Source organism: Arthrobacter sp. Leaf141 (assembly GCF_001424565.1).
Lineage (GTDB): Bacteria > Actinomycetota > Actinomycetes > Actinomycetales > Micrococcaceae > Arthrobacter.
In genome coordinates, this window is the sequence record NZ_LMOL01000004.1 from 21,485 (window position 1) to 46,398 (window position 24,914).

The 24,914-nt window shown below is 67.4% G+C and carries 22 protein-coding genes; 14 read left to right on the forward strand and 8 right to left on the reverse strand.

Annotation, left to right across the window (positions count from 1 at the left end; translation table 11 throughout):
• The first annotated feature begins 172 nt into the window (after positions 1–172).
• The 4 genes from gcvP to ASF72_RS01700 all read left to right on the forward strand — a co-directional run bounded on the left by gcvP (position 173) and on the right by ASF72_RS01700 (position 6,217).
• Positions 173–3,031: an aminomethyl-transferring glycine dehydrogenase gene (gcvP, locus tag ASF72_RS01685; protein ID WP_442854145.1), complete on the forward strand. Its 2,859-nt coding sequence runs from the start codon at positions 173–175 to the stop codon at positions 3,029–3,031.
• A gap of 10 nt (positions 3,032–3,041) precedes the next feature.
• Positions 3,042–4,190 carry a glycine cleavage system aminomethyltransferase GcvT gene (gene gcvT, locus ASF72_RS01690; protein WP_056596033.1) on the forward strand — a complete coding sequence of 383 codons (1,149 nt, stop codon included), beginning with the start codon at positions 3,042–3,044 and terminating at the stop codon, positions 4,188–4,190.
• A gap of 102 nt (positions 4,191–4,292) precedes the next feature.
• Positions 4,293–4,703: a glycine cleavage system protein GcvH gene (gene gcvH, locus ASF72_RS01695; RefSeq protein WP_050686579.1), complete on the forward strand. Its 411-nt coding sequence runs from the start codon at positions 4,293–4,295 to the stop codon at positions 4,701–4,703.
• A 116-nt stretch (positions 4,704–4,819) separates the two neighbouring features.
• The gene (locus ASF72_RS01700) at positions 4,820–6,217 is read left to right on the forward strand and encodes an L-serine ammonia-lyase (protein ID WP_056596037.1); all 1,398 of its coding nucleotides are present in this window, start codon (positions 4,820–4,822) and stop codon (positions 6,215–6,217) included.
• Positions 6,218–6,223: 6 nt separating this feature from the next.
• On the opposite strand, the gene ASF72_RS01705 is transcribed toward ASF72_RS01700, so the two are convergent.
• On the reverse strand, positions 6,224–6,769 hold the full coding sequence (locus ASF72_RS01705; protein ID WP_050686583.1) for a TspO/MBR family protein: 546 nt from the start codon (positions 6,767–6,769) through the stop codon (positions 6,224–6,226).
• A 167-nt stretch (positions 6,770–6,936) separates the two neighbouring features.
• Between ASF72_RS01705 and ASF72_RS01710 the strand changes: the two genes are divergently transcribed.
• From ASF72_RS01710 to ASF72_RS01720, 3 genes are all read left to right on the forward strand, one after another.
• Positions 6,937–8,010: a lipid II:glycine glycyltransferase FemX gene (locus ASF72_RS01710; protein WP_056596040.1), complete on the forward strand. Its 1,074-nt coding sequence runs from the start codon at positions 6,937–6,939 to the stop codon at positions 8,008–8,010.
• A 103-nt stretch (positions 8,011–8,113) separates the two neighbouring features.
• A complete protein-coding gene (locus ASF72_RS01715; protein WP_056596043.1) occupies positions 8,114–9,466 on the forward strand; it encodes a peptidoglycan bridge formation glycyltransferase FemA/FemB family protein in 1,353 nt (450 codons plus the stop codon).
• A gap of 47 nt (positions 9,467–9,513) precedes the next feature.
• Positions 9,514–11,001, forward strand: coding sequence for a threonine/serine ThrE exporter family protein (locus ASF72_RS01720; RefSeq protein ID WP_050686590.1), 1,488 nt, complete (start codon positions 9,514–9,516; stop codon positions 10,999–11,001).
• A gap of 25 nt (positions 11,002–11,026) precedes the next feature.
• Here the strand turns inward: ASF72_RS01720 and ASF72_RS01725 are convergent, their stop codons facing one another.
• Complete coding sequence (locus ASF72_RS01725; protein WP_056596047.1) at positions 11,027–11,866, reverse strand: siderophore-interacting protein; 840 nt, start codon at positions 11,864–11,866, stop codon at positions 11,027–11,029.
• Between the two features lie 14 nt (positions 11,867–11,880).
• Complete coding sequence (locus ASF72_RS01730; protein WP_050686594.1) at positions 11,881–12,651, reverse strand: uracil-DNA glycosylase; 771 nt, start codon at positions 12,649–12,651, stop codon at positions 11,881–11,883.
• Positions 12,652–12,798: 147 nt separating this feature from the next.
• Here ASF72_RS01730 and ASF72_RS01735 point away from each other — a divergent pair, with 147 nt between their 5' ends.
• The 5 genes from ASF72_RS01735 (at position 12,799) to groL (ending at position 17,375) form a co-directional block, all read left to right on the forward strand.
• Positions 12,799–13,128 (forward strand): DUF3263 domain-containing protein, encoded by a 330-nt coding sequence (locus tag ASF72_RS01735; protein WP_050686595.1) that lies wholly within the window; start codon positions 12,799–12,801, stop codon positions 13,126–13,128.
• A gap of 48 nt (positions 13,129–13,176) precedes the next feature.
• Complete coding sequence (locus ASF72_RS01740; protein ID WP_050686597.1) at positions 13,177–13,812, forward strand: LytR C-terminal domain-containing protein; 636 nt, start codon at positions 13,177–13,179, stop codon at positions 13,810–13,812.
• Positions 13,813–13,971: 159 nt separating this feature from the next.
• On the forward strand, positions 13,972–14,178 hold the full coding sequence (locus ASF72_RS01745; RefSeq protein ID WP_056596050.1) for a cold-shock protein: 207 nt from the start codon (positions 13,972–13,974) through the stop codon (positions 14,176–14,178).
• Positions 14,178–15,458 carry an ABC transporter substrate-binding protein gene (locus ASF72_RS01750; protein WP_056596053.1) on the forward strand — a complete coding sequence of 427 codons (1,281 nt, stop codon included), beginning with the start codon at positions 14,178–14,180 and terminating at the stop codon, positions 15,456–15,458. The genes ASF72_RS01745 and ASF72_RS01750 overlap by 1 nt, the downstream gene beginning before the upstream one ends.
• A gap of 288 nt (positions 15,459–15,746) precedes the next feature.
• On the forward strand, positions 15,747–17,375 hold the full coding sequence (gene groL / locus ASF72_RS01755; RefSeq protein WP_050686603.1) for a chaperonin GroEL: 1,629 nt from the start codon (positions 15,747–15,749) through the stop codon (positions 17,373–17,375).
• Between the two features lie 80 nt (positions 17,376–17,455).
• Here groL and ASF72_RS01760 read toward each other — a convergent pair whose 3' ends face one another.
• Complete coding sequence (locus ASF72_RS01760; protein ID WP_056596056.1) at positions 17,456–18,763, reverse strand: ABC transporter substrate-binding protein; 1,308 nt, start codon at positions 18,761–18,763, stop codon at positions 17,456–17,458.
• Between the two features lie 266 nt (positions 18,764–19,029).
• Between ASF72_RS01760 and ASF72_RS01765 the strand changes: the two genes are divergently transcribed.
• Positions 19,030–20,043 carry a ribonuclease HI family protein gene (locus ASF72_RS01765; protein ID WP_056596322.1) on the forward strand — a complete coding sequence of 338 codons (1,014 nt, stop codon included), beginning with the start codon at positions 19,030–19,032 and terminating at the stop codon, positions 20,041–20,043.
• 150 nt (positions 20,044–20,193) lie between these two features.
• Here ASF72_RS01765 and ASF72_RS01770 read toward each other — a convergent pair whose 3' ends face one another.
• The 3 genes from ASF72_RS01770 to ASF72_RS01780 form a co-directional block, all read right to left on the reverse strand.
• Positions 20,194–20,481, reverse strand: a complete 288-nt coding sequence (locus ASF72_RS01770; RefSeq protein WP_050686607.1) for a WXG100 family type VII secretion target — start codon at positions 20,479–20,481, stop codon at positions 20,194–20,196.
• Between the two features lie 96 nt (positions 20,482–20,577).
• Complete coding sequence (locus ASF72_RS01775) at positions 20,578–22,098, reverse strand: sensor histidine kinase (RefSeq protein WP_050686609.1); 1,521 nt, start codon at positions 22,096–22,098, stop codon at positions 20,578–20,580.
• Positions 22,099–22,100: 2 nt separating this feature from the next.
• Positions 22,101–22,814, reverse strand: coding sequence for a response regulator transcription factor (locus ASF72_RS01780; RefSeq protein ID WP_050686611.1), 714 nt, complete (start codon positions 22,812–22,814; stop codon positions 22,101–22,103).
• A 141-nt stretch (positions 22,815–22,955) separates the two neighbouring features.
• Here ASF72_RS01780 and ASF72_RS01785 point away from each other — a divergent pair, with 141 nt between their 5' ends.
• Entirely contained in the window at positions 22,956–24,140 is a 1,185-nt protein-coding gene (locus ASF72_RS01785; protein WP_162242785.1) for a phosphotransferase, read from the forward strand.
• Positions 24,141–24,170: 30 nt separating this feature from the next.
• Here ASF72_RS01785 and ASF72_RS01790 read toward each other — a convergent pair whose 3' ends face one another.
• Positions 24,171–24,671, reverse strand: coding sequence for a DUF427 domain-containing protein (locus tag ASF72_RS01790; RefSeq protein ID WP_050686615.1), 501 nt, complete (start codon positions 24,669–24,671; stop codon positions 24,171–24,173).
• Positions 24,672–24,914: the final 243 nt, after the last annotated feature.

The window sequence follows — 24,914 nt, forward strand, 5'->3', positions numbered from 1 at the left end:
TCTGGAAAGCAGCAGGCAGTCCATCTGTGCCCCGTTCCGGGATGCAGGACTGCCAGGCTCACCGACGGTGCAAGCGGGGCCAGCTTCGGCAGGCGGCGCGGAAACTCTCAGGTCCAATACAGAGCGGGGAGGAACCCGAATCGATGCGGCGCACCCTGCGCCGCCTAAGTTTATGGAGTTCCTTGTGACTGTCGCCCCGGCACCCGCCACTTTTGTTGACCGGCATATCGGCGTCCGCCGCGCTGCCGAAGTACAGGCCATGCTCAAGGCAGTTGGCCATGAGAGCGTGGATTCACTCGTTGATACCGCCGTCCCCAAAGGCATCCGGCAGGAAACGCCGCTGGAGCTGGCCCCGGCGGTGAGCGAGGTGGAGGTCCTGGCCGAGCTGCGCCGGATCGCCGCCAAAAACAAGACCGCCGTGCAGATGATCGGCCAGGGGTATTACGACACCGTGACTCCGCCCGTGATCCGCCGCAACATCCTTGAAGGCCCCGCCTGGTACACCGCGTACACGCCCTACCAGCCCGAAATTTCCCAGGGCCGGCTCGAAGCCCTGCTGAACTTCCAGACCATGGTCCAGGACCTGGTGGGCCTGCCCATCGCCAACGCCTCGCTGCTGGACGAAGCCACTGCCGTCGCCGAAGCCGTTCTGATGATGCGCCGCGCCAACAAGGACAAGGGCGCCAAGGACGGCATCACAGTGCTGGATGCCGACTGCCTGCCGCAGACCATCGCCGTGGTGAAGGGCCGCGCCGAGGCGCTGGGCTTCGAAGTCCGCGTCGCCGACCTCACCCACGGCCTGCCCGACGGCGCCATCAACGGCGTGGTCCTCCAGCAGCCCGGTGTTTCCGGCCGCGTTTTTGACCACTCCGCCGTCATCGCAGCAGCCAAGGAGCGGGGCGCCCTGGTCACGGTGGCCGCGGACCTGCTGGCCCTGACGCTGATCACGCCGCCGGGCGAGCAGGGTGCCGACATCGCCGTGGGAACCGCGCAGCGCTTCGGCGTCCCGCTCTTCTACGGCGGACCGCACGCCGCCTACATGGCCGTCCAGAAGGGCCTCGAGCGTTCCATGCCCGGCCGCCTGGTGGGCGTTTCCAAGGACGACGCCGGTGTCCCCGCCTACCGCCTGGCGCTGCAGACCCGCGAACAGCACATCCGCCGTGAGAAGGCCACGTCCAATATCTGCACCGCGCAGGCGCTGCTGGCCATTGTGGCGTCCATGTACGCCGTCTACCACGGCCCCGAAGGCCTTAAAGCCATCGCGGAAACCGTCCACGGACACGCGCGCACCCTGGCGGCATCCCTGCAGGGCGCCGGCCTCGAGGTGCTGCACGGCTCCTTCTTCGACACCGTCACCGTCCGGGTCCCCGGCAAGGCCGCCGAACTGGTGGCAGCGGCCGAGGGCAAGGGCATCAACCTGCGCTCCATCGATGCCGATACCGTGGGTATCTCCGCGGACGAGACCACCAGTGCCGCGGTCATTGCCGACGTGGCGGGCATCTTCGGGGCCGGCATCTCCCGGTCCGTGGACGGCTTCTCGCTGCCCGCCGCCGTGATCCGCTCCAGCGCGTTCCTGCAGCACCCGGTGTTCAGCACCCACCGCTCCGAGACGCAGCTGCTGCGCTACATCCGCAAGCTCTCCGACCGGGACCTGGCCCTGGACCGCACCATGATTCCGCTGGGTTCCTGCACCATGAAGCTGAACGCCACGGCGGAAATGGAAGCCATCTCCTGGCCCGAATTCGCCTCGATCCACCCGTTCGCGCCCGACTCCCAGACCGAAGGCTGGCGGGAACTCATCGCCGACCTCGAAGGCCAGCTGACGGAGATCACCGGCTACGACCAGGTCTCCATCCAGCCGAATGCCGGTTCGCAGGGTGAACTTGCCGGGCTGCTGGCCATCCGCGGCTACCACCTGTCCCGCGGCGATGACCAGCGCACCATCTGCCTGATCCCGGCGTCGGCGCACGGCACCAACGCCGCCTCCGCCGTCCTGGCCGGCATGAAGGTGGTGGTGGTGGCCACCGCCGCCGACGGCACGATCGACCACGCGGACCTTTACGCCAAAATCGAGGCCCACAAGGACGCCCTCTCCGCCATCATGATCACCTACCCGTCCACGCACGGGGTGTACGACGCCGACGTCCGCGAGGTCTGCGACGCCGTCCACGCGGCCGGCGGCCAGGTCTACATCGACGGCGCCAACCTCAACGCCCTGGTGGGGCTGGCACAGCCCGGCCACTTCGGCGGCGACGTCTCGCACCTGAACCTGCACAAGACCTTCTGCATCCCGCACGGCGGCGGCGGACCCGGTGTGGGCCCGGTTGCTGCCAAGGCCCACCTGGCACCGTTTATGCCGGGCAACGCTGCCACCTGGACGGAAGGCAACGACGTTCCCATTTCCGCCTCGAAGTACGGCTCCGCCGGCGTGCTGCCCATCTCCTGGGCCTACGTCCGGCTGATGGGCGGCCAGGGACTCACCGACGCCACCAAATCCGCGCTGCTCGCCGCCAACTACATCGCCAAGCGGCTCAACGAGCACTTCCCCGTCCTGTACACCGGCGAGGGTGGCCTGGTGGCCCATGAGTGCATCCTGGACCTCCGCGACCTCACGGCCAAGACCGGCGTCACGGCCGAGGATGTGGCCAAGCGCCTCATCGACTTCGGCTTCCACGCGCCCACGCTGTCCTTCCCGGTGGCCGGAACCCTGATGGTGGAGCCCACCGAGTCCGAGGACCTGGCCGAGATTGACCGGTTCATCGAGGCCATGGTCACCATCCGGCACGAAATCGACCAGGTGGCCCACGGCGATTTCGCCGTGGCCGACTCGCCGCTGCGGCGTGCACCCCACACGGCAGCTGCCGTCATCACCTCCGACTGGGACCGGCCCTACCCCCGCGAGCAGGCCGCGTTCCCCGTCCCGCACCTCCGGCAGGACAAGTACTTCCCGCCCGTGGGACGGGTGGACGGCGCCGCCGGTGACCGCAACCTGATCTGCTCCTGCCCGCCGCTCGAAGCGTTCGAAAACTAAGGACAGCACCGTGACCGAGAAATACACAGCACTGTACGACGCCCACAAAGCGCTCGGCGCTTCCTTCACGGACTTCGGCGGCTGGCAGATGCCGCTCAAGTACAGCTCCGAACTGGCCGAGCACCACGCGGTCCGGAACGGCGCCGGCCTGTTCGACCTGTCCCACATGGGCGAAGTGGAGATCACCGGCCCGGAGGCAGCCCAGTTCCTGGACTACGCCGTGGTGGGAAAGATTTCCGCAATGCCCGTGGGCAAGGCGAAATACTCGCTGATCTGCGCCGAAGACGGTGGCATCATCGATGACCTCATCATCTACCGCCGGCCCCAGGCAGCGGACGGTACCGACGTTTTCCTGGTGGTTCCCAACGCCGGCAACGCCGACGTGGTGGCCGCAGCCCTGGCCGAACGGGCCGAAGGCTTCGATGCGATCGTCAAGGACGCCTCCGCCGAAACCTCCCTGATCGCCGTGCAGGGCCCCAAGGCGCAGGACATCCTGCTGCGCCTGGTCCCGGCGGCTCAGCACGAGGCCGTTACGGGCCTGAAGTACTACGCCGGCGTGGACGTGACGTTCCTGGTGGGCGGCGCCGGACTGGACCTGCTGCTGGCACGCACCGGTTACACCGGCGAGGACGGCTTCGAGATCTTTGTGGCCAACAGCGACGCCGCCGGCCTGTGGCAGGCTTTGATGGCGGTTGCCGAACCCGGCGAATTGACGCCGGCCGGGCTGGCCTGCCGGGACTCGCTCCGACTCGAAGCCGGGATGCCGCTGTACGGCAACGAACTCTCGCGGCAGGCGGATCCTTTCGCCGCCGGCCTGGGACCCGTCGTCGCGCTGTCCAAGGAAGGCGACTTCGTGGGGAAGGCTGCGCTGGCCGCCCGCAAGGAAGCCGGCGCCGGCAGCACCTCCGGCCGCCGCCTGGTGGGCCTGAAGGGCCTGGGCCGCCGCGCCGGCCGCGCCCACTACCCGGTCCTCAAGGACAGCGTGGTTGTTGGCGAGGTCACCTCCGGCCAGCCCTCACCCACCCTGGGCTTCCCCGTGGCGATGGCCTACGTGGACGTGGCGCACGCCGCCCCCGGAACCGCCCTGGACATCGACCTGCGCGGCAAGGCCGAACCGTTCGAAGTTGTGGCCCTGCCGTTCTACAAGCGCGGCAAGTAAGCCGCGGTCCGGGCGAACGCGGCCGCCCGGACACCCACCCACTCCCGGGCCGGCTTTTCCCGAGGCCCTTCCACTTTCCGCACCAACCCTAAGGAACCCTGCATGGCAATCGTTGCCCCTGAACTTCAGTACTCCGACGAGCACGAGTGGGTGGCCCGCGAGGCCGGAAACCTGGTCTCCGTTGGCATTTCCGCCGTCGCCACGGACGCCCTGGGCGACATCGTGTACGTGGACCTGCCCGAGGTGGGCTCCACGGTCACGGCCGGCGAAACCTGTGGCGAGGTGGAATCCACCAAGTCCGTCTCCGACCTGTACGCGCCCGTCACCGGTGAGGTCACCGAAACCAACCCCGCCGTGGTGGATGACCCCGCCCTGATCAACAGCGATCCCTACGGCGCCGGCTGGCTTTTTAAGGTCGCAGCGGACCACGACGGTCCGCTGCTGTCCGCCCAGGAATACGCCTCCAAAAACGGGGGAGACCTGGGTGGCCCTGCCGTGGCCGCCGGTTCCTAGCCAACCGCAGCAACCGAAGCACCTGCAGCCCGGACACCCGGGCTGCCTGCGGGGGCCGGCCGGACATCCGGAACCGGCCCCCGCCCCATCCCCGTCACCCAGTAAGGACCCACCTCATGGCCGTTGGAGTTTTTGATCTCTTTTCCGTGGGGATCGGGCCGTCAAGCTCGCACACCGTGGGTCCCATGCGGGCCGCGGCCGTATTCGCCGAGGAACTGAAAGCCTCCGGGGACCTGGGACAGGTGGCCTCGCTGCGCGTGGACCTGTACGGCTCCCTGGCCGCCACGGGCCACGGGCACGGCACCATGACCGCGATCCTGCTGGGCCTTGAGGGCTACCACCCCGAGCAGATCCTGCCCGAAGAGGTGGAGGAACGCCTGGCCGGCATTGCCGCGACGGGGACGCTGCAGCTGGCCGGAACCGTGCCGCTGCCGTACGGTGTTGCGGACATGGTGCTCCGGCCGCTCACCATTTTGCCCCGGCACACCAACGGCCTCACGTTCACCGTTTCCGACGCCGGCGGGAACGTCCTGCACCAGGCCACCTTCTTCTCCGTAGGCGGCGGCTTTATTGTCAGGGAGGGCGAGGAAACTGCGGCGCAGCAGGAGCTGGACGCCTCGAAGGAGGAACTGCCGCTGCCTTTCCGCACCGCTGCCGAACTGCTGGCGTGGTGCCAGGCCAAGGGGCTGTCCATCGGCGAGATCATGCTGGTGAACGAGGAAGCGTCCCGGACGGAACAGGAAATCCGCGACGGGCTGCTGCACATCCACGCCGTGATGGAAACCTGCGTGGAGACCAGCCTCAAGCGCGAAGGGCTGCTGCCCGGCGGGTTGAAGGTCAGGCGACGCGCTCCCGGCTGGCACGCGCGGCTGATGAAGGAAGACAAGGACCGGGACCCCAAGTACTGGCAGGAATGGGTGAACCTGGTGGCCCTGGCGGTCAACGAGGAAAATGCCTCTGGCGGCCGGGTGGTGACGGCGCCCACCAACGGTGCCGCCGGAATCATCCCGGCCGTGCTGCACTACGCCCTGCACTTCGCGCCCGGGATGGACAAGGCGACGCAGGAGGACCGCGACGACGTTGTGGTCAAGTTCCTGCTCACGGCCGGGGCCATCGGGGTGCTGTACAAGGAGCAGGCCTCCATTTCCGGCGCCGAGGTGGGGTGCCAGGGCGAGGTCGGATCGGCGTCGTCCATGGCCGCCGCAGGCCTGGCCGAGGTGATGGGCGGAACCCCCGCGCAGGTGGAAAACGCCGCCGAAATCGCCATGGAACACAACTTGGGCCTGACTTGCGATCCCATCGGCGGGCTGGTGCAGGTGCCCTGCATTGAACGGAACGCCATCGCTGCGGCGAAGGCCATAAACGCCGCCAAAATGGCGCTGTGGGGTGACGGCTCGCACCGGGTGTCCCTGGACGAAGTCATCATCACCATGCGTGAGACCGGCAAGGACATGAGCTCAAAGTACAAGGAGACCGCCATGGGCGGGCTCGCCGTCAACGTGGTGGAGTGCTGAACGGCCCTAGTTGTTGAGCGCGGCCCACAGATTCAGGGTTGACGCGTAGCCAACCCAGGCGAGGTAGGGGAGCAGCAGCACGCCAGCCAGCCGGCTCACCGGGAAGGCCTTCCGGATCAGGAGGACCAGGACGACGGCGAGGGCTGCGATGTCCACGAACCCCAACCAGAGTGCCGGGGCACCGAAGGCCGGGTACAGGGCGAAGAACAGGGGCGTCCAGCAAAGGTTGAGTACCAGCTGGACCCAGTACAGCTTCAGGAAATTCCTGCTGGCCGGGCCGCCCTTGCGCCACACCAGCCAGGCGGCCACCGCCATCAGGATGTAAAGCACGGTCCAGACCGGCCCGAACACCCAGTTGGGCGGGGTCCACGGGGCTTTGCTGGCCGTGCTGTACCAGCCGTCCACGTTGCTGGTGGACGCCAGGCCGCCCAGGAAAGCCACCACGAACGACGCCGCCAGCAACCCGGCCAGGACCGCGGCCTGGACGCCTGCGCTACGCTGCGCCGGCCTGTCAGCCGGCAGTGACTCGGTCCGTTCCCCATTGGTCTGCATACGTTCCACCCTTCCGAACCGGGGCGGCCCCGTCAAGGCGGCAGCCAGTTGGTGGCAGGTGGCGGGCAATGCCGGTGCCCCCGCAGGCTTTAGACTTGATGCTGCATGTCCGCACGCACGCCACGAGACAGAACCGCGCACAGACCCTGAGATTGGACACGGCCCCCTTGCGAGAATTCACCGCACGATTCGCCACCGCCGAGGAAATTGAAAACTGGGACAAGTACGTCACGGCCAACCCTGACGGCGGCAACATGCTGCAGTCGGCGGCCTACGCTTCGGTTAAGAACGGCAGCGGCTGGAAGGTCCTGTTCCTGGTGCTGGAATCGGCCGGGACCGCCAGTTACAACCTGGTGCTGGAAAAGCGCTTCCCCCTGCTGGGTGGCCTCTGGTATCTGATCAAAGGCCCCGGACTTGGCGGGGCCGCCGAGCTTCCCGCAGCGCTGAAAGCCTGTGCGGCGCTGGTGCGTACCCAAAAGCTCAACGTCTTCACCATCAAGGTGGAGCCGGACATCCTTGCCACCGATGACGCCCAGGCGCACCTGGGCGCCGCCGGACTGGTCAAGGCGCCCAACATCCAATCGAATGACTCCACCGCCCTGCTGGACATCTCCGCGGACAGCGAGACGGTCCTCAAGGCCATCACCTCCCGGGCCCGCAATGCTGTCCGCCGGGCGGAGCGGGAAGGCTGCGAAGTACTGCGCCGCGAAGCCGGTCCGGAGACATACCGCGCCCTCTACGACCTCATGGCCGACACCGTGAAGGCCAAGGGGTCCATGCCGCTGCGCAGCTACGACTACTACGCCCGGTTCTGGGACGAGTTCTGCAGCCGCGGGCAGGGCAGTTTCTTCTTCGCCTACGAGGGCGGCAAACCCAGTGTGGGGGCCTTTGTCATCAACTACGGCGCCAAGGCCACGTACAAGGACGGCGGATCCCTGCAGGACCGCAAGCAGTACGGCGACTCGCACCTGGTCCAGTGGACGGCCATCCGCCACATGCAGGACCTGGGCTGCACGGAGTACGACTTCTGCGGTACCCCGCCCGCAGCGCGCATCAAGGACAAGACCCACAACCTCCACGGCATGGGAATGTTCAAAACCAGCTTCACCAAATCGGTCACCGATTTTGTGGGCTGCCACGACTACATCCTGTCTCCGCTGAAGCACCGGCTATGGGTGCGCGGTGGCGAAAAAGTGTTCCGCCGCCTCGAGACCGCCCGCACCGGCCAACAGTTCTACTGACGAGCAGTCCTACTGACCAGCCCCGGCACCTGCCAGGTCCCGGGACACCGTCCTGCACGTCCCGCACGCCAGGACAGCGAAACGCACCGAAGAAGGTAATCCCGTGAACGCACAGCACACCACCGACCTTGAGTTCGCCCTCCTCAGCGACGACGAGTTCGAGGCCTTCGCGCTGGCCCACCCCCAGAACAGCTTCCTCCAGTCCGTGGACTTCGCCCGCTTCCAGCGCGCCCGCGGCCAGCAGGTGGAACTGTTCGGCGCCCGCCGGAACGGCGAACTCGTCGCTGCCGGAAAGCTCAACACCACCACCACCCGGTTGGGCTACACCGTCCTGGAATGCGCCAAGGGACCCCTGTTTGACTACACCGACCCCGACTTGCTGCCCGCCGTCGTCGGGCTCCTCCGCCAACGCGCCACCGAACGCAAGGCAGCGGAACTGCGCATCTCACCGAACCTGAAATACGTGGCCCGCGACGAGGACGGCGCGGAGCATCCTGAGGTCCTGGACAACCGGCCGCTGCTGGCCCGCCTGGGCAGGCTCGGCTTCGCGCACCAGGGACTGGAGATGAACTTCGTCAACGTGAACTGGATGTTCGTCAAGGACCTTACCGCCGCGGCCGACGCCGAGGAACTGATCATGGGCACCAGTTACCGGACCCGGAAAGCCATCCGCAAGGCGGAAAAGAACGGCGTCTTCCTGGAGCAGGCCACGCTGGAGACCCTGGACGACTTCTACGGCGCGCTGAGCACCGCGGGCGATGGCAAGGGCTTCGTTTACCGCGAACGCGCGTATTACGAAAACCTGCTCCGCACCACGAACCCTGAGTTCACCAAACTCATGATGGCCAAAATCGACATCCCGGCGTACCGCAAATCCATCACGGAACGCCTCGCCGCCGAATCGGCCACCGCCGATGGCCTCCGTCGTGAAGTGGAGGAGACCGGCAGCAAAAAGAAGGCCAACCGGCTCAAAGTGGTCCAGGACCTTGTGGACAGCTACGAACGCAGCCTCAAGGACATTGAACGCTTCCCGGACTCCGTGGGCGTTGCCACCGTGGCCGCGATCCACTTCATCTGCTACGCGGACGAGGTGGTGTGCGTGATCGGCGGCACCGTCCAGGACTACATCTACTTCAACGGCGCCACGTCCCTGTACTGGGGCATGATGCTGCACGCTTTGGAGAAGGGGTATCCGCGGTACAACTTCTATGGCACGTTCGGCATTTCCGGGGAAGACCAGGAAGGCCACGGCGGTTATGAATTCAAGAAGGGCTTCGGCGGCGAAGTGGTCCAGCTGGTAGGCGACTTTGTCCTTCCGGTCCGGCCGGCGGTGTTCCATGCCAACAGGCTGGCCCGGCAGGCCGCGACCACCGGGCGTACGGCAGCAGCCGCCGCCCGAAAAGCCGCGGCCACCGCCCGCACGCTTGTGGCCCGCCTACCGCTGCGCCGCTCCTGACACACCAGATACCGAACACCGAACACCGCAACCGGGAGGAGGGGACCATGACCGACCGGCCAGGACACCCCGGCGCACGGCCGCACACTGACGGCCTGCCCAAGACTCAAGCGTTGACCGCTGCCCAGCTGCGGCAGGACGCCGCCGCCAAACGGATGCTGCGGCGCCTGGTGCAGGGCGAGAACCCGCCCACCGCGCCGCTGAGCATCGTGGACAGGCTGGCGGGCAGCCCCTACGCCAACCCCACCATCCAGGTGGGTGGTGTTGACACCTCCGCCCGCAAAACACTGGACTTCGCCCTGCACCTGGCCGAAACCATGTTCCGGTACGGCGCAGGAGCCCTCGAAGTGGAAACCAGCATCATCGCCGTCACGGCGGCGCTGGGCCTGAAAAACATTGAAGTGGACATCACCAACCAGTCGGTGGGCATCAACTACGCGCCCAAGGACCAGACCCCCATCGCACTGCTGCGCGTGGTGCGGTCCTGGACCAACAACTACGCCGGCCTGGCCAGGGTCCACCAGCTGGTAACGGACATCGTGGCCGGGGGAGTGGGCCGCGACGAGGCCATCCGGCGGCTGAACGGGATCATCACCAACCCCAAACCGTTCCCGCGCTGGATGGTCACCACGGCATTCGGCGTGTTTGCCGCCGTCTTCGTTGGTGTGCTGGGCGGGGGACCGGTCTCGTCCGCCATCGCGTTTGTGGCCAACATCGCCATCAGCCTGCTCGCCCGCCAGCTGGGGCGGTGGCGCGTCCCGGACTTCTTCATCACCGCCAGCAGCTCGTTTGTGGTGACAATGCTGGCCCTGACCCTGTGGCAATTCGGCCTGACCACCTCACCGGCCATCGTGGTGGTGGGCGGGATCCTGCTGCTCCTGCCTACAGGCAGGCTGGTTTCGTCGGTGCAGGATGCCATCAACGGCTTCCCGGTCACAGCCGCCGGGCGGTTCCTGTCCACCCTCCTGACCTTCAGTGCCATTGTGGCCGGCATAGCCGTGGCCTTTGTGGTGGGGGAGCTGACCGGGATGCAGCGGATCGACGTCACGCAGACCTTCCCCCCGGCCTACGACCTGTGGGTCCTGGTCCTTTTTGTGGCCGTGGCCGTCATCGCCATCGGCATTACGGAGCAGACCAGCTGGCAATTGCTGCTGCCCACCGCCGCGGTGGGTGTGGCCGGGTACCTGGTGCTGCTGGGCAGCGACCAGCTGGGTATCGGCGACAGGTTCTCACCCGCGCTCGCCGCGGTGGTCATCGGACTGCTGGCCCGGGTGGTGGCCCTGCGGCTGGGGGCGCCCCAGCTGGTGGTGGCCGTACCCGCGGCCCTGATCCTGCTGCCAGGGCTGACCATCTTCCGGTCCATGTACGTCCTCACCGTGGAGGAAACCCAGGTCCTGCTGGGCGCCGGCGGCATGCTCAGCGCCGGTGCGATCGTGCTGGGGACCGCCGGGGGCATCGTCCTGGGCGACACGCTGGCCCGGCCGCTGACCCGCAGCCTGGCCAGCAACGAACGGCGCCGCGCCCGGCGGCGCTGACAGGACCGCCCGGCGGCGCTGCAGGTCAGATCTGGCCGACGGGCAGTTTCTTTTCCGCCTGGAATTCGTCTTCCACCCGGCCCCGGGCCCAGTAGCCGGACAGCGACACCTGCCGGCGTTCCAGGCCACGCTGGACAAAAAAGATGTCCCGCAGGGCCTTCATGGCACCCCGCTCGCCGTGGGCGAAGACGTCAACGGTGCCGGCAGGCCACTGCGCCCCGGCAACCGCCGCGACCAGGAGGCCCTGGTCGCCGGCGGCTGCGCCGTTGCGGGCCAGCCAGGCCACCGTAACGCCGGCCGGCGCGGCGATGGACTGGATTCCGGCGTCGGACTCCACCTCAAGGAAGGCCAGGCCCACGGCGTCAGCCGGCAGGGACTCAATGCTCGCGGCAATGGCCGGCAGGGCCGCCTCATCGCCGGCAAACAGGTACCAGTCGGCCTCCGGGTCCGGGTTGTACGCGCCGCCCGGGCCCGTGAACGTGAGGGTGTCCCCTGGTTCGGCCGTAGCGGCCCAGGGCCCGGCCAGGCCCTCGTCCCCGTGCACCACGAAGTCGATAGCCAGTTCACGTGCCGCCGGGTCCACCCAGCGGAGGGTGTACGTCCGCGTGAAGGGCCACTGTTCGCGCGGCATGGTTTCCCGGATGGTCCACAGGTCCAAGGGCGCGGGGTAGGCAACGCCCGGCTGGGGGAACGCGATCTTGACGTAGCGGTCCACAAACCCGTTGTTCACAAAATCCGCGAACCCGTCCCCGCCGGCGACGATCCGCACCATGTGCGGGGACAGTTGCTCACGTCGCACCACCTCCAGGGTGATCTGCGGACGGCTTTTTTTGGTGGCGCTGGTGGCAGCGGGAACGGTGCTCATAAGGCAAGCCTAAGCTAGGGCGCCGGCGGGAGCTCCCAGGTTACGCCCGGAGCGCCCTGCTCCTGCAGCAGCCGGTTCACGGCACTGAACGGCCGGGAACCGAAAAACCCGCGGGACGCGGAGAGCGGGCTGGGGTGAACGCTGGCGACCACGGGTGTGCCGCCCAGGAGCGGCCGGATCCCCTCCGCGTCCTTGCCCCACAGCACCGCGACCAACGGCGTCGGCGTCCCGTCCGCTGCGGTGCGCCCCGCCACTGCGGTGACGGCCGCCGTCGTGACCGCCTCCCAGCCTTTGCCCCGGTGCGACCCTGCAGTCCCGGCCCGCACGGACAGGACCCGGTTCAGGAGCAGGACGCCCTGGCCCGCCCAGGCTGCCAGGTCGCCGTGGACCCGCGGCGGAAGGCCCAGGTCGGCCTCCAGCTCACGGTAGATGTTGGCCAGGCTTCGGGGGATGGGACGGGTGCGGCGGTCCACCGCGAAGGACAACCCCACAGCGTGCCCGGGCGTTGGATACGGGTCCTGGCCCATGATGAGGACCCTGACGTCCGCCAACGGTTGGCGGAAGGCGCGCAGGATGTTCGACGGCGCCGGCAGGACCGGGTGCCCGGCCCCGGCTTCGGCGGCAAGGAAGCGCAGGACGCTCCGGAGTTCGTCCTCCACCCCGGCCAGTGCCGCCGCCCAGTCCGGTGCCATCAGCCCGGGCAGGGGGCGATCCACCAGGGCGGCAAAGCCGCCGGCATCCGCGGGCTCCGGGTCCAGGTCGAAAAGTGCGTCGGTTTCAGCCACCGTCCCATTGTGGCAGGACCGCCCCCTATGTTGTGGCCCGGGCGGGCCCTTCACGGCTCCGGACCATCCACCGGAGCAAATGACAAGCCTGTTATTCGTCCGTACCATGGGGGTGGACATTGACTGCAACCAGCGAAGGAGTGCGCCGTGGCGGAACCAGCACACGAACACGTGCCTGCGCAGGAGCCGCGGACCTCTCCACTGGCGGATTTCACGCTCCGGGACTCGCCCCTGGGCGAGCGTGAACAGCGGATGCTGGCCCTGGAACGGCAGTGGTGGAAGTACGCCGGGGCCAAGGAACAGGCCATCCGGGAACTGTTTGACCTCTCCGCCACCCACTACTACCAGCTGCTCAACGCCCTGATCGACAGCGAGGATGCGCTGGCGCACGATCCCATGCTGGTGAAGAGATTGCGTAGACTACGTACGTCCCGTCACCGCGCCCGTACCGCGCGGCGCCTGGGGTCCGACGCATAGTCGCCCCCGCCAGGACGCCAGCAGCGACCAGCAAGGATGTCATTTCCCATGACCAAATACGCCCGCGACGAATTCGACAAGGTTCCCCAGACCGCGTCCCGCCAAGGTGTCCACCGAACGGCAACGGCCCCGTCCCGGACGCGGTTGTGGCCCATCCTGGCCGTGGGAATCGCCGCGTTGGCCATCGGACTGGTGTCCTTCCTGGTCCTCCCCAAACTCGGTTTCACCGGTCCCGGCAGCCAGGCAGGCACCAGCCAGGAAGCGCCGCTTGCAGGGACTGACGCTCCGTCGGCCGTAGCACCCGGGGACACCACCTCGCCGTCCGCGGAACCCGCTCCGGCCAGCACCGGGGGACCCGCCGCCGGTGCATCGCAGGAGCCCAGCGCCCCGGCAACCACCGCAGCGGCCGCTGACAAGACCCAGCCCGTGGCCGTCTATAACGCCGCCGGTATCGCAGGGCTGGCCACCAGTGTTGGCGCCACCGTGCAGTCCGATGGCTGGCAGCTGGGCCAGGTTGGCAACTGGGCCGGTGCCCCGCAGCAGGGCTCCGTCATCTTCTATGCAGGAGCCGAGCAGCAGGCCAACGCGCAGGCGCTCGCAGTCCTCCTGGACATCCCCACAGTGGTGAGCAGCACCGAATTCCAGGTGCCGCTGGTGGTTGTGGTGGGCCCCGGTTTCCAGTAACGCCCGTCCGGTCACGCCCGAATAACTATTCCCGGCAGCCCCGGCCGGCGCCAGCGGCAGCGGCCGGACATTGGCTAGAGTGACATTTCAGGCTTGGTCCGGATCCTGTGCCCTACGCGGCGCCGCTGACGGGCCCAATGGAAAAATGGGTGGGTCAGCATGGCACAGGGAACCGTCAAGTGGTTCAACGCGGAGAAGGGCTACGGCTTCATCACCGTGGACGGGTCCGGCGATGATGTCTTTGTCCACTGGTCCGCCATCCAGGGGGAAGGCTACCGGGCCCTGGACGAAGGCCAGCGCGTGGAACTCGACGTGGGCGAAGGCGAAAAGGGCCCGCAGGCCGATAACGTCCGGCCCGCAGGGTGATGGGCATTCCCGCGACCCGCCGTTTTCCGCTGACCCTGGCGCTGATGCTGGGCGCCTCCATGGCGTTGGCATCATGCTCCGGGATGACCGGCAACGCCCGCACCGATGGGGCCGCCACGGCCGCTGCTTCCGGTGACGGCGTCCTGCGGGTGGGCCTTATCCTGGACAACACCGGCGACGGAAGCCACCTCAACGATTCCCAGCAGGCCGCGGCCAGGCTGGCAGTCAAGGAAATCAACGCCGACGGCGGGCTCAAGGGCAGGCAGGTGGAACTCCTGCCTGCCACGGCGGGGCAGGACACGGCAGCCCAGGCCCACCGGCTGGTGGAATCCGAAGCGGACGTGGTCATCGGGCCTACCGATTCGAGCCATGCCGCCGAAGCCATCGATGTGCTCTCCCGTGCACGCACGCCACTCATCTCGCCCGCCAACACGGCTGCAGGCCTCACCGCAATCGACAGCGGCGGTTATTACTTCCGCACCGCGGCCGCGGACGTTGCCCAGGGCCCGCTGCTCGCCAAACTCGCCGGGGACGGCGGCGCCACCACAGTTTCGGTGCTGTACCAGGACAGCGCCTACGGCAAGGACGTGGCCACTGCCGCTGCGGAAGCGGCCCGCCAGGCCGGCCTGGACGTGGTGGCCAACACCGCGTTCAAACCCGGAGAGGCACGCAGTGCGGCGGCAGCAGCCGGTGCCGCGGCCCCGGGAGCCGTAATCCTCATCGCACGTGACGGCGCGGAAGGGGCCCTGCAGGAACTGGCCAAGGCGGGGGTTCCCGGCACGCGCCTCATCCTCAGCGACGGCGCCTTCGCCAGGTACGGTTCCGCGCTGGCCCCCAAAGCACTGACCGGGGCCCGCGCCCTGGTCCCCGGCAAGCTGCCCACGCCCGCCTTCCAGGCCAGGCTGCTGGCAGTGGCGCCGGACCTCAAAGACGTCTCCTTCGCCGCCGAAACCTTCGACGCCGTCACCCTGGCCGTGCTGGCTGCAGCCAAGGCGGACGACGACTCCGGCGCATCCATCGCCGCCAACCTGATCGCCGTCTCCGGCGGAACAACCGAGGCAACCGCGACGGCTCCGGCGGTGACGCCTTGCCTTTCCTACGCGGATTGCCTTCCGGCAGCGGGTTCGGGCCCGGGGATCAATTACGACGGCGAGTCAGGGCCGGTTGCCTTCGACGCCAACGGGGACATCACCGCTGCCACCTACAGCGTGTTCAGGTACGGCGACGACAACGTGCCGGCAGCCTCAGGCACCGAGACGGCGGGCCGGGCCGGGAGCTAAGGCACCGTCCCACGCCTCTTTGCGCAGAGCGGAACAGGGCTTCATTCGCTTGCACTCACACGTGGAGAGTGCTAATTATTGAGTTAGCACTCTGACGTATCGACTGCTAAGCGATGTCCGGTTCCGGCCGGCAGCGCCTGGCGCCGGATTCGGAGCGAGAGAAACACCTTCCTGAAGTGAGACCCGGACCCGGGGGCATACAGAGGCCACCGGCGAAAGGTCGTCCGTCGCGGGCACCGCAGCGAAGGTTCATTCTTAACGTCTGTCCCCGAAAGGACTACTGCCGTTATGGCCAAGATCATTGCATTTGATGAAGAGGCACGCCGCGGCCTTGAGCGGGGCCTGAACATCCTCGCCGACGCCGTTAAGGTCACCCTCGGCCCGCGTGGACGCAACGTCGTCCTCGAAAAGAAGTGGGGCGCCCCCACGATCACCAACGATGGTGTTTCCATCGCCAAGGAGATCGAGCTGGACGATCCTTACGAGAAGATCGGCGCAGAGCTGGTCAAGGAAGTTGCCAAGAAGACGGACGACGTCGCTGGCGACGGTACCACCACCGCCACCGTGCTGGCACAGGCACTGGTCAAGGAAGGCCTGCGCAACGTTGCCGCCGGCGCCGACCCGCTCTCCCTCAAGCGCGGCATCGAGAAGGCAGTCGAGGCAGTTACTGCCGAGCTGCTGAACTCCGCCAAGGAAATCGAAACCAAGGAAGAAATCGCTGCCACGGCATCGATCTCTGCCGGTGACGACGAAATCGGTGCGCTGATTGCCGAAGCCCTGGACAAGGTGGGCAAGGAAGGCGTCATCACGGTCGAGGAATCCAACACCTTCGGCCTGGAACTCGAGCTCACCGAAGGCATGCGCTTCGACAAGGGCTACATTTCCGCGTACTTCGTCACTGACGCAGAGCGCCAGGAAACGGTCCTCGAGGACCCGTACATCCTGATCGTCAACTCCAAGATCTCCAACGTCAAGGAACTGGTTGCTGTCCTCGAAAAGGTCATGCAGTCCAACAAGTCGCTGCTGATCATCGCCGAGGACATCGAAGGCGAGGCCCTGGCCACGCTGATCGTGAACAAGATCCGCGGCACCTTCAAGTCAGTCGCCGTCAAGGCTCCGGGCTTCGGCGACCGCCGCAAGGCCCAGCTGGCCGACATCGCCGTCCTCACCGGCGGCCAGGTCATCTCCGAAGAGGTTGGCCTGAAGCTCGAAACTGCAGGCCTTGAACTCCTGGGCCAGGCACGCAAGGTTGTTGTCACCAAGGACGAGACCACCATCGTTGAGGGTGCAGGCGACGCCGACCAGATTGCCGGCCGCGTTGCCCAGATCCGTTCCGAGATCGAAAACTCCGATTCGGACTACGACCGCGAGAAGCTGCAGGAACGCCTGGCCAAGCTGGCCGGCGGCGTTGCAGTCATCAAGGCCGGTGCCGCTACCGAAGTTGAGCTCAAGGAGCGCAAGCACCGCATCGAAGATGCCGTGCGTAACGCCAAGGCAGCCGTTGAAGAAGGCATCGTCGCCGGTGGCGGCGTCGCCCTCATCCAGGCCGGCGCCAAGGCGTTCGCCAACCTGCAGCTCTCCGGCGACGAAGCAACGGGCGCCAACATCGTCCGCGTTGCCATCGACGCTCCGCTGAAGCAGATCGCCTACAACGCCGGCCTGGAGCCGGGCGTTGTGGTTGACAAGGTCCGTGGCCTGCCCGCAGGCCACGGCCTGAACGCAGCCACCGGCGAATACGTCGACCTGCTGGCAGCCGGCATCAACGACCCCGTCAAGGTGACCCGCTCTGCCCTGCAGAACGCGGCCTCCATTGCCGGTCTCTTCCTCACCACCGAGGCAGTTGTTGCTGACAAGCCCGAGAAGAACCCCGCCCCCGCAGGCGGCGGCGACGACATGGGCGGCATGGGCGGCTTCTAGCCACCCCTTCGCCGGGACCAGTCCCGCCGTACACCAAAGCGGCCCCCTCCTCGGAGGGGGCCGCTTTGGTGTGTGGACTTTTACTTACGTGCGCTGGAAAGCATTTCGTCAACTTCCTTCCGGAAGCCTTCGGCTGCAGCTGACGGGCTAAGCCGGTCATACAGCACCTCGTCAGTGAAGCGCTTGATGACGTTCTGGACGCTGCCGGCGCCGACGGGCGGAACGGCGGGCGCGGCTTTGATGTCCGGGGAGATGTCCTTCAGGAAGGACACCACCGTGGTATCGGCCGGCTTCAGGTCCGGGGTGATGGCCTGGACGATGTCCGTGTTGGTGGGCACGCCGCGGTCCGTCATCAGGATCTTGCCGGCTTCAGGGTTGTTGGTCAGGTAATTGATGAACGTCGCGGCCTCGGCCGGGTGCTTGGATCGGGACGACGCGGACCAGAACATGGTGGGCTTGTAGTACATGCCATTGTCCGCCGAGGAGCCGTCCGTGCTGGGGGCCCGGAGCATCTTGATGCTGCCCCCGGTAGTGGCTTCAAGGGAACCCAGCTGGTTGGTCCACCACCAGGCCATGCCTACGCGGTTGGTGCCGAAGAGGCTTTCCTCCAGGCCGGCCCCTGAGTCCTCCGTCGCCACCGTGGCCGGTGGGCTGGCCTTCGAATCGCGCTGTTCCTTCAGCCGTTCCCAGAAGGAGGCGGCGGTTGCGGTGTCGAAGTCCAGCTTTCCATCAGCGGAATATAGGGCTTCGCCGTGCTGCCGGAGCCAAATGATCAGGTCCGCCTCGTTGCTGCCGTAGGCGGCGCCATAGGTCTTGCCGTCGCCGGACGCGCTGATTTTCGCTGCCGTGTCCATAAAGTCGTCCCAGGTCCAGGTGGCGTCATCGGGGATCGGGACGTTGGCGGCTTCGAAGACCTTGGTGTTGGCCATGATCACGTAGGCGTTCTGGCCGGTGCTGAGCCCGTATTGCGACCCGTCGTACTGGCCGGAGGCCAGGGCTTCCTTGTCCAGTTTTCCGGTGTCGATGCCGTCCTGCTTGGCGAGGTCCAGGAGGGCGCCGCGGCCGCCGTACTCTGCGATGTACTTCTGGTCCATCTGGATGACGTCAGGGGCATCGTTGGCGGCCGTCTTGGTAGCCAGCTTGTCCCAGTAGCCGCCCCATTCGCCGGGTTCGGATTCGATGTTGATGTTCGGGTGTTCGGCTTCGAAAGCGGCGATGACCTTTTCGGTCTGGGCGTTCAGGTACTCGTTGCCCCACCAGGCAAAGCGCAAGGTCACTTCGTCGCTGTTGGAGCTTCCGGCGGCACCGCAGCCGGTTGCAAGGATGGAGAAGGCTACGGCGGCTGCGCCGAGCCGGAAGCGCCTGCCGAGGCTGGTAGGGATCGTCATTGATGAACCTTCCTGGTGATGGTCTGCACGTTTCCCTGGGAGTGGGACATCCATTTCACTCCGCATGAGAAAACGTTTTCTCAGGTTGTAGAAGTGATTGTTTCCCACCGCAGGGGCCTCGTCAAGACTTTTTCGGTAACCGCTTTCCGAAAATTGCGAAGAACGTGTGTGCATCAGGGGTCAGCAGGGTGCGGTGTGCCCGGTGCCGGAACGGCACCATGCCGCCCGGAATCGGGAATGTCCTGGCTCTCTGGCAGGATGGACCGGTGACGATTACTGCAGCGGCTGACGGTTCGGCTTTGGGAAATCCCGGCCCCGCCGGATGGGCCTGGTACGTGGATGACGACTGCTGGCGGGCTGGTGGCTGGCCGCATGGCACCAACAACCAGGGCGAACTGATGGCGGTGCTGGACCTGTTCCGCGCCACGGCGCACCTGCCTGGCGAGGACCTGCACATCCTCTGCGACAGCCAGTACGTCATCAACTCAATCACCAAGTGGATGCCGGGCTGGAAGCGCAAAGGCTGGCGCAAGGCCGACGGCAAGCCAGTGCTGAATGTGGACCTCCTGAAGGACCTGGACCGGGAACTCGCAGGCCGGAAATACAGGTTTGAATGGGTCAAGGGGCACGCCGGCCACGACCTCAACGAGGCCGCCGACGATCGTGCCCGAGCAGCTGCGACGGCGTTCCAGCAAGGTGTGGCGCCCCGCAGCGGACCCGGTTTTCCGGACTCGGGCTACCCAGGAACGGCAGTGGTTGGCGCCGGGGTGGAACCACGTGTATCGGTGGATCCACACAGCGCGGCACCAGCTGCCGGGTCCGCCCGACCGGGTGCCCGGCCGCGGCTGGAACCCGGCTACGATGCGCCGGACCTGTTCAGCGAACTGGCCGCCGAGGCCTTTGACACTGCAGAGCCCGCGCAGGCCGCCGGCGGCGCCGGTGCCCCTGAGGCGATCGTGGAGGAACTGGAGCGCGAGCTTCTGGGCCCGCTGGTCCGCGGCGACATAGGCCGGACGGCTGTGCTGCTGCACCCCGACTTTGTGGAGATCGGCAGCTCGGGGCGGATGTGGACCCGGGATGCCATGACGATGGCGCTGGAGGAGGATCCGGGGGAGCGGACCGACATTGAAATCCTGTCAGCCGACCGGATCGAAGACACCTCGGTCCTGCTGACCTACCGGAGCTTCGGCCGCGCAGGCACTACCCTCCGGAGCTCACTCTGGGTGCTGGACGGCGCCCGCTGGCGGCTGCGGTTCCACCAAGGCACCCCTGAGGCCTGAGCGCGCAGCGCACCTCCGTCACCGGACCCCGGCGCCACAGGGCTGCACCGAACCGAAAGCTTCGCCCAGTCGAGCCGAAAGCTTCGCCGAGCCGAAAGCGTAGCCGAATCGAAAGCTCCGCCCAACCGAAAGCTCCGCCGAACCGCGGGCTCAGCCGAACCGCTGCGTGTTGCCTTGCTCGGCCTGGGCATACGTGGCGGCGGCGGACGCCAGGGCACTGTTGATGGACGCCAGCGAAGCTTCCACCCGGCCCTGCGTCAGGGTCCACTCGGTGATCAGTGCCTGGAAACTGGTGGCGGCGGCCCCCCGCCACGAACCCTGCAGCTCGTCCAGTCCGCTCTTCATGGCGTGGACGTCTGCACTGATCCGTTCAACGGTGGCCTGGACGGAAGCGGATTTCACCTGGAGAAGTTCGGTATCGACGGAGATGATGCTCATGGCGGGGCCTTTCGCTCCAGCGGGCACGTGCCCTGCCCGGAAGGTCCGGGCTGCTGCAATCGAGCCTATGGACACCACCGGGGCACCGCCACGGGACTAGCGCTGTATGTGGATAACCCCGTCGTCGCTGCCCGCTGCGCGGGCGTCCGCTGCCCCGTCGCCTGACGCGTCGGGGTCCGCTGCCGGAGTGTCCTCGCGGAAGGGGAGGCTGACCACCAGGGTTGCCCCGCCGCCGTCGGTATCCGTCACCCGCACCGAACCGCCGTGGGAGCCCACGATCGCTGCCACGATGGCCAGGCCCAAGCCGCTCCCGCCGGTTTCGCGGGTGCGGGAGGTATCCGCGCGGTAGAACCGCTGGAAAACTTTGCCGGCGTCCTCGGCGGAGATGCCCGGACCATGGTCCCGCACCTCAATGACGGAGGCCGGCCGGCCATCAACGGTGCGGACGCCCACGGCGAGTTCAATAGGACTGCCATCGGGCGTGTAGCGCATGGCGTTGCCTACGAGGTTCCCCACCACCTGGCGGAGTTTGGCTTCGTCCCCCAGCGCCGGGGCCGGGGCCGCAGGGCCGCCGTCGATCCCGGTGAGCGAAACCACCCTCGACCGGTCGCTGGCCTGGGTGTCCACCACGGCGTCGTGGGCTATCAGCTGGAGATCCACGGGCTTTTCCTGCAGCGGGCGTTGCTCGTCCAGCCGGGCCAGCAGCAGCAGGTCCTCCACCATGGAGCCCATCCGCTTGGCTTCACTTTCGATCCGGCCCATGGCTGTGGAGACGTCCTCGGGTGTGGTCAGGGCGCCGTGCCGGTACAGCTCGGAGAAGCCGCGGATGGTCACCAGCGGGGTGCGGAGCTCGTGGGAGGCGTCGGCGGCGAACCGGCGCATTTTCGCTTCCGATGCCGTCCGCGCAGCGAAGGCAGTCTCGATGTGGGCCAGCATGGCATTCAGGGAACTGCCCAGCCTGCCCAACTCCGTGTGGGGGTTGTCCACTTCCACGCGCCGGGCCAGGTCACCGGCGGCGATGGCGGCTGCCGTCTTCTCCACCCGGGCCAGCGGCCGGAAGGACCGGCTCACCGTCCAGCTGCCGATCAGCGATGCCAGCAGCAGGGTCAGCAGGCCCACGCCTGTCACCACCAGGGTCACGTGGCTGAGGACATCGTCGACGCTCTGCAGCGGCAGCCCGATGACAACGACGCCTTTCTCGCTGTTGTTCAGGACAACGTTGACGGCGACCACGCGCCAGTTTTCCCCGTCGGTGCCGCGCACCTGGAACGGAACCCGGTTCCGGGCTTCGGCCTGGGCTGCGGAGATGTCCTGGATGTCAGGATGGTTCTGCTTATCCCCGCCGAGCGGATAAGGATCCTGCTGGTCCCGGTAGAGGATGAGCGAATAGTCAGTGGGGACGCTGGGATTGGTGGGGGCCTGCAGCTGGCTGAACGACTGCTGCTTGCCGGCGAGGGCGACAGCGGCATTCAGTTTGTCGTCCACCTGGCCCTGCAGGTAGCTGTGCATCAGGGTCAGCGTCACGGCGCCGGTGACGGTCAGCGCCACCACCAGCAGGCCCATGATGATGGCCACCAGCTGGGACCGCAGGGACGCCGATTTCCATCGCTGTACCAAGGTCAGCGCTTTTCGGCCGTCCGGAGCACGTAGCCCACGCCGCGTTTGGTCTGGATCAGTGCCGGCGCCTCCGGGTCGAGGTCCACCTTGCGGCGCAGGTAGGAGATGTAGGACTCAACAATCGAGGCGTCGCCGTTGAAGTTGTACTCCCAGACGTGGTCCAGGATCTGGGACTTCGACAGCACCCGGTTGGGGTTCAGCATGAGGTAGCGCAGGAGCTTGAATTCGGTGGGGGACAGTTCGATCACGGTGCCGCCGCGCCGCACCTCGTGGGCGTCGTCGTCGAGCTCCAGGTCGTCCACGCGGATGACGGCGTCGTCGTCATCGAGGGTGGGCTGAGTCCGGCGCAGGACAGCGCGGATCCGCGCCACCACTTCATCCAGGCTGAAAGGCTTGGTGACGTAGTCGTCCCCGCCCACCGTAAGGCCCGTGACCTTGTCTTCCGTATCGTCCTTGGCCGTGAGGAACAGCACGGGGAAGTGCTTTCCGGAGGCCCGGAGCCGCCGGGTGACGGTGAAGCCGTCCATGTCGGGCAGCATAACGTCCAGGACGGCGAGGTCCGGCGCGTGCGCTTCGGCTGCTGCCAGGGCATCGCGGCCGTTGGCAGCCGAGACCACCTCGAACCCGGCGAACCGCAGGGACGTGGACAGCAGTTCACGGATGTTGGGTTCGTCATCCACAACGAGGAGCTTAGCCTCCGGGCCGGTCTTGTTCATGTTCCCATCATGCTCCCAGACACTGGGAGTTGTCTGGATGCACGGTGGAAGGCAGGTGGGAGCCGGACCCGTTGGTCTTCCACTCTTCCACCAAGGAGCCGGCGGCGATACACTGGCGCCCCACTATGCAAGGGGACGTCGATGGATGGCATAAAGCCGGCCGGCCCGGACCACCGGATACCCGCATTGCTGGAAGCCGACCTTCCCGCCGTCGCCGCAACGTCCCTCCGGCGCAGCGTCACGGACCTGGCGGAAGTGCAGGCGGAAAGCATCACCCCGCCCGGCGCCAACATGACCACGGGCGGGCTGTGGCGGATCACCGGCACGGCACGGGCACACGCGGGCGACGGTCGTCCCGGCGACCAGCCCTTCAGCGTCGTCGTCAAGCTCACGCAGTCGCCGCTGCTGTGGTCAGGCATCGACGTGGTGCCCCCGGACCTCCGCGAACAGCTCGGCCTGCGCTACCCGTGGCGCACGGAAGCGCAGGCCTACGCCTCCGGCCTGGCAGCGGCCTTGCCGGACGTCGCCTGGATGCCCGACGCGTATCTCATCACCGAAATCGACCCACAGCGGACCTTGATCTGGATGGCGGACGCCGCCGGTGCCGCTGCCAACTGGTCCGATGCGGCGTACGCTGACGCAGCGTACGCCCTCGGCAGGATCTCCGGCAGCCCGGAAGTAGCCGCGTGCGTGGCGCAGGTGGCGGACGCCACCACGATCCTCCGCCTCCGGTTCTACCTGGAAGGCGTGGGGTCCCAACTGCTGATCCCGATGATCCAGGGCAATGACATCTGGCAGCATCCGGCGGTTACCGGGGCCGCTGACGAAGCGGTCATCACCGGCCTGCGCCGGCTCGCGGACGACTGCTGGGACCTGATGGACGGGCTGGTGGCACTGCCGCAGCTCCCCGTCCACGGTGATGCGAGCCCGCAGAACCTGATGCTGCGCCGTCCCGCAGCGAACGGCAGCCGGACCGGGTTCGCCGTGGTGGACTGGGGAAACTTCGGCCGCGGCCCCGCAGGCTTCGACCTCGCCCAGCTGCTGGCCGGCCGTGTGAACTCCGGGGACCTGTCCGGCGACCAGCTGCACCGCCTCGCCCCGCTGTGCGGGGAGGCCTACTGCGAAGGAATGTCCGACGCCGGTGCGGAGCCGGTACCGTCGGAGGTCCGGCACGGGATGGTGGCGGCGCTGGCCCTGTTCAGCGGGTTGGGGGTGCTGCCGTTTGACCGCCTGGGCGGGCCGCCCACGCCCGGGCTGGATGACCTCGTGGCAGGCCGGTTGGAGATGGCCCGCTTTATCCTGGGCGCACTGGACGCCGGCTGGTAGCCGGCCTTGCGGCGCCGCGGGCCGGCGTATTTACCAGCCCATGGTCCCCGGCTCACCTTTGAACGGGCCCACCACCCGGTCCGTGATCCAGCCGCCGTAGAAGCCGCCGGCCTGCGGCCTGACGCGCTCGCCGTCGACTTCGCAGCTGTCCATCCGGCCAGGGTAGAGCGCCACATGGCCGGCCAGCGCCGCGTAGCCGGCCACGGGCTCCGGATAAAACCAGGCGGCGCCCTCCGCGGCGGCATCCCCGCCGCGGACGGTCAGGTACCGGGCAGCGCCCTTGAATTCGCAGAAGCTGCTGCCTGGGGCCGGTTCCAGCGCACCCGGCACAAACGCCGACGCCGGGAAGTAGTAGACGGGCGGGTGGCTTGTCTCCAGGACCCGGAGGGAGTCCGACGTGTCCAGGATCAGGGCCCCGCCCAGGAAGATGCGGATCCTTTCGCTGCTGGGTTCCACCCGTGGCGGCCGGGGGTAGTCCCAGACGGACTCCTGCCCGGGCAGGGGGACCAGTGGGGTCTTTGCAGTCGTCATGCCTCCAGTGTGCACGATCCATCCCGTGGGTGCGCCGGCGGGGCGGACCCACGCCGGGCCTGCGCGGCAGGGCGGACAGGCGGCCTGCGGCACCCGGGCGGGTTCCGCCGTCGGGAACCCCGGAAAGAGGCGGGCTGAAGCGCCGGCCGGGAACGCAAATCCGCCCCGGAACGTTCACCGCCGGACGTATTCCCCCTGCCCCGGGTCAGGAATACAGTGAGGGGTGTTGGGCCCGTCCGGTCA

Coding starts and splice junctions, on each gene's coding strand:
- gcvP (WP_442854145.1), top strand. CDS start 173: ATGGAGTTCCTTGTGACTGTCGCCCCGGCACCCGCCACTTTTGTTGAC.
- gcvH (WP_050686579.1), top strand. CDS start 4,293: ATGGCAATCGTTGCCCCTGAACTTCAGTACTCCGACGAGCACGAGTGG.
- ASF72_RS01700 (WP_056596037.1), top strand. CDS start 4,820: ATGGCCGTTGGAGTTTTTGATCTCTTTTCCGTGGGGATCGGGCCGTCA.
- ASF72_RS01705 (WP_050686583.1), bottom strand. CDS start 6,769: ATGCAGACCAATGGGGAACGGACCGAGTCACTGCCGGCTGACAGGCCG.
- ASF72_RS01720 (WP_050686590.1), top strand. CDS start 9,514: ATGACCGACCGGCCAGGACACCCCGGCGCACGGCCGCACACTGACGGC.
- ASF72_RS01725 (WP_056596047.1), bottom strand. CDS start 11,866: ATGAGCACCGTTCCCGCTGCCACCAGCGCCACCAAAAAAAGCCGTCCG.
- ASF72_RS01740 (WP_050686597.1), top strand. CDS start 13,177: ATGACCAAATACGCCCGCGACGAATTCGACAAGGTTCCCCAGACCGCG.
- ASF72_RS01745 (WP_056596050.1), top strand. CDS start 13,972: ATGGCACAGGGAACCGTCAAGTGGTTCAACGCGGAGAAGGGCTACGGC.
- ASF72_RS01750 (WP_056596053.1), top strand. CDS start 14,178: ATGGGCATTCCCGCGACCCGCCGTTTTCCGCTGACCCTGGCGCTGATG.
- groL (WP_050686603.1), top strand. CDS start 15,747: ATGGCCAAGATCATTGCATTTGATGAAGAGGCACGCCGCGGCCTTGAG.
- ASF72_RS01760 (WP_056596056.1), bottom strand. CDS start 18,763: ATGACGATCCCTACCAGCCTCGGCAGGCGCTTCCGGCTCGGCGCAGCC.
- ASF72_RS01770 (WP_050686607.1), bottom strand. CDS start 20,481: ATGAGCATCATCTCCGTCGATACCGAACTTCTCCAGGTGAAATCCGCT.
- ASF72_RS01780 (WP_050686611.1), bottom strand. CDS start 22,814: ATGAACAAGACCGGCCCGGAGGCTAAGCTCCTCGTTGTGGATGACGAA.
- ASF72_RS01785 (WP_162242785.1), top strand. CDS start 22,956: ATGGATGGCATAAAGCCGGCCGGCCCGGACCACCGGATACCCGCATTG.
- ASF72_RS01790 (WP_050686615.1), bottom strand. CDS start 24,671: ATGACGACTGCAAAGACCCCACTGGTCCCCCTGCCCGGGCAGGAGTCC.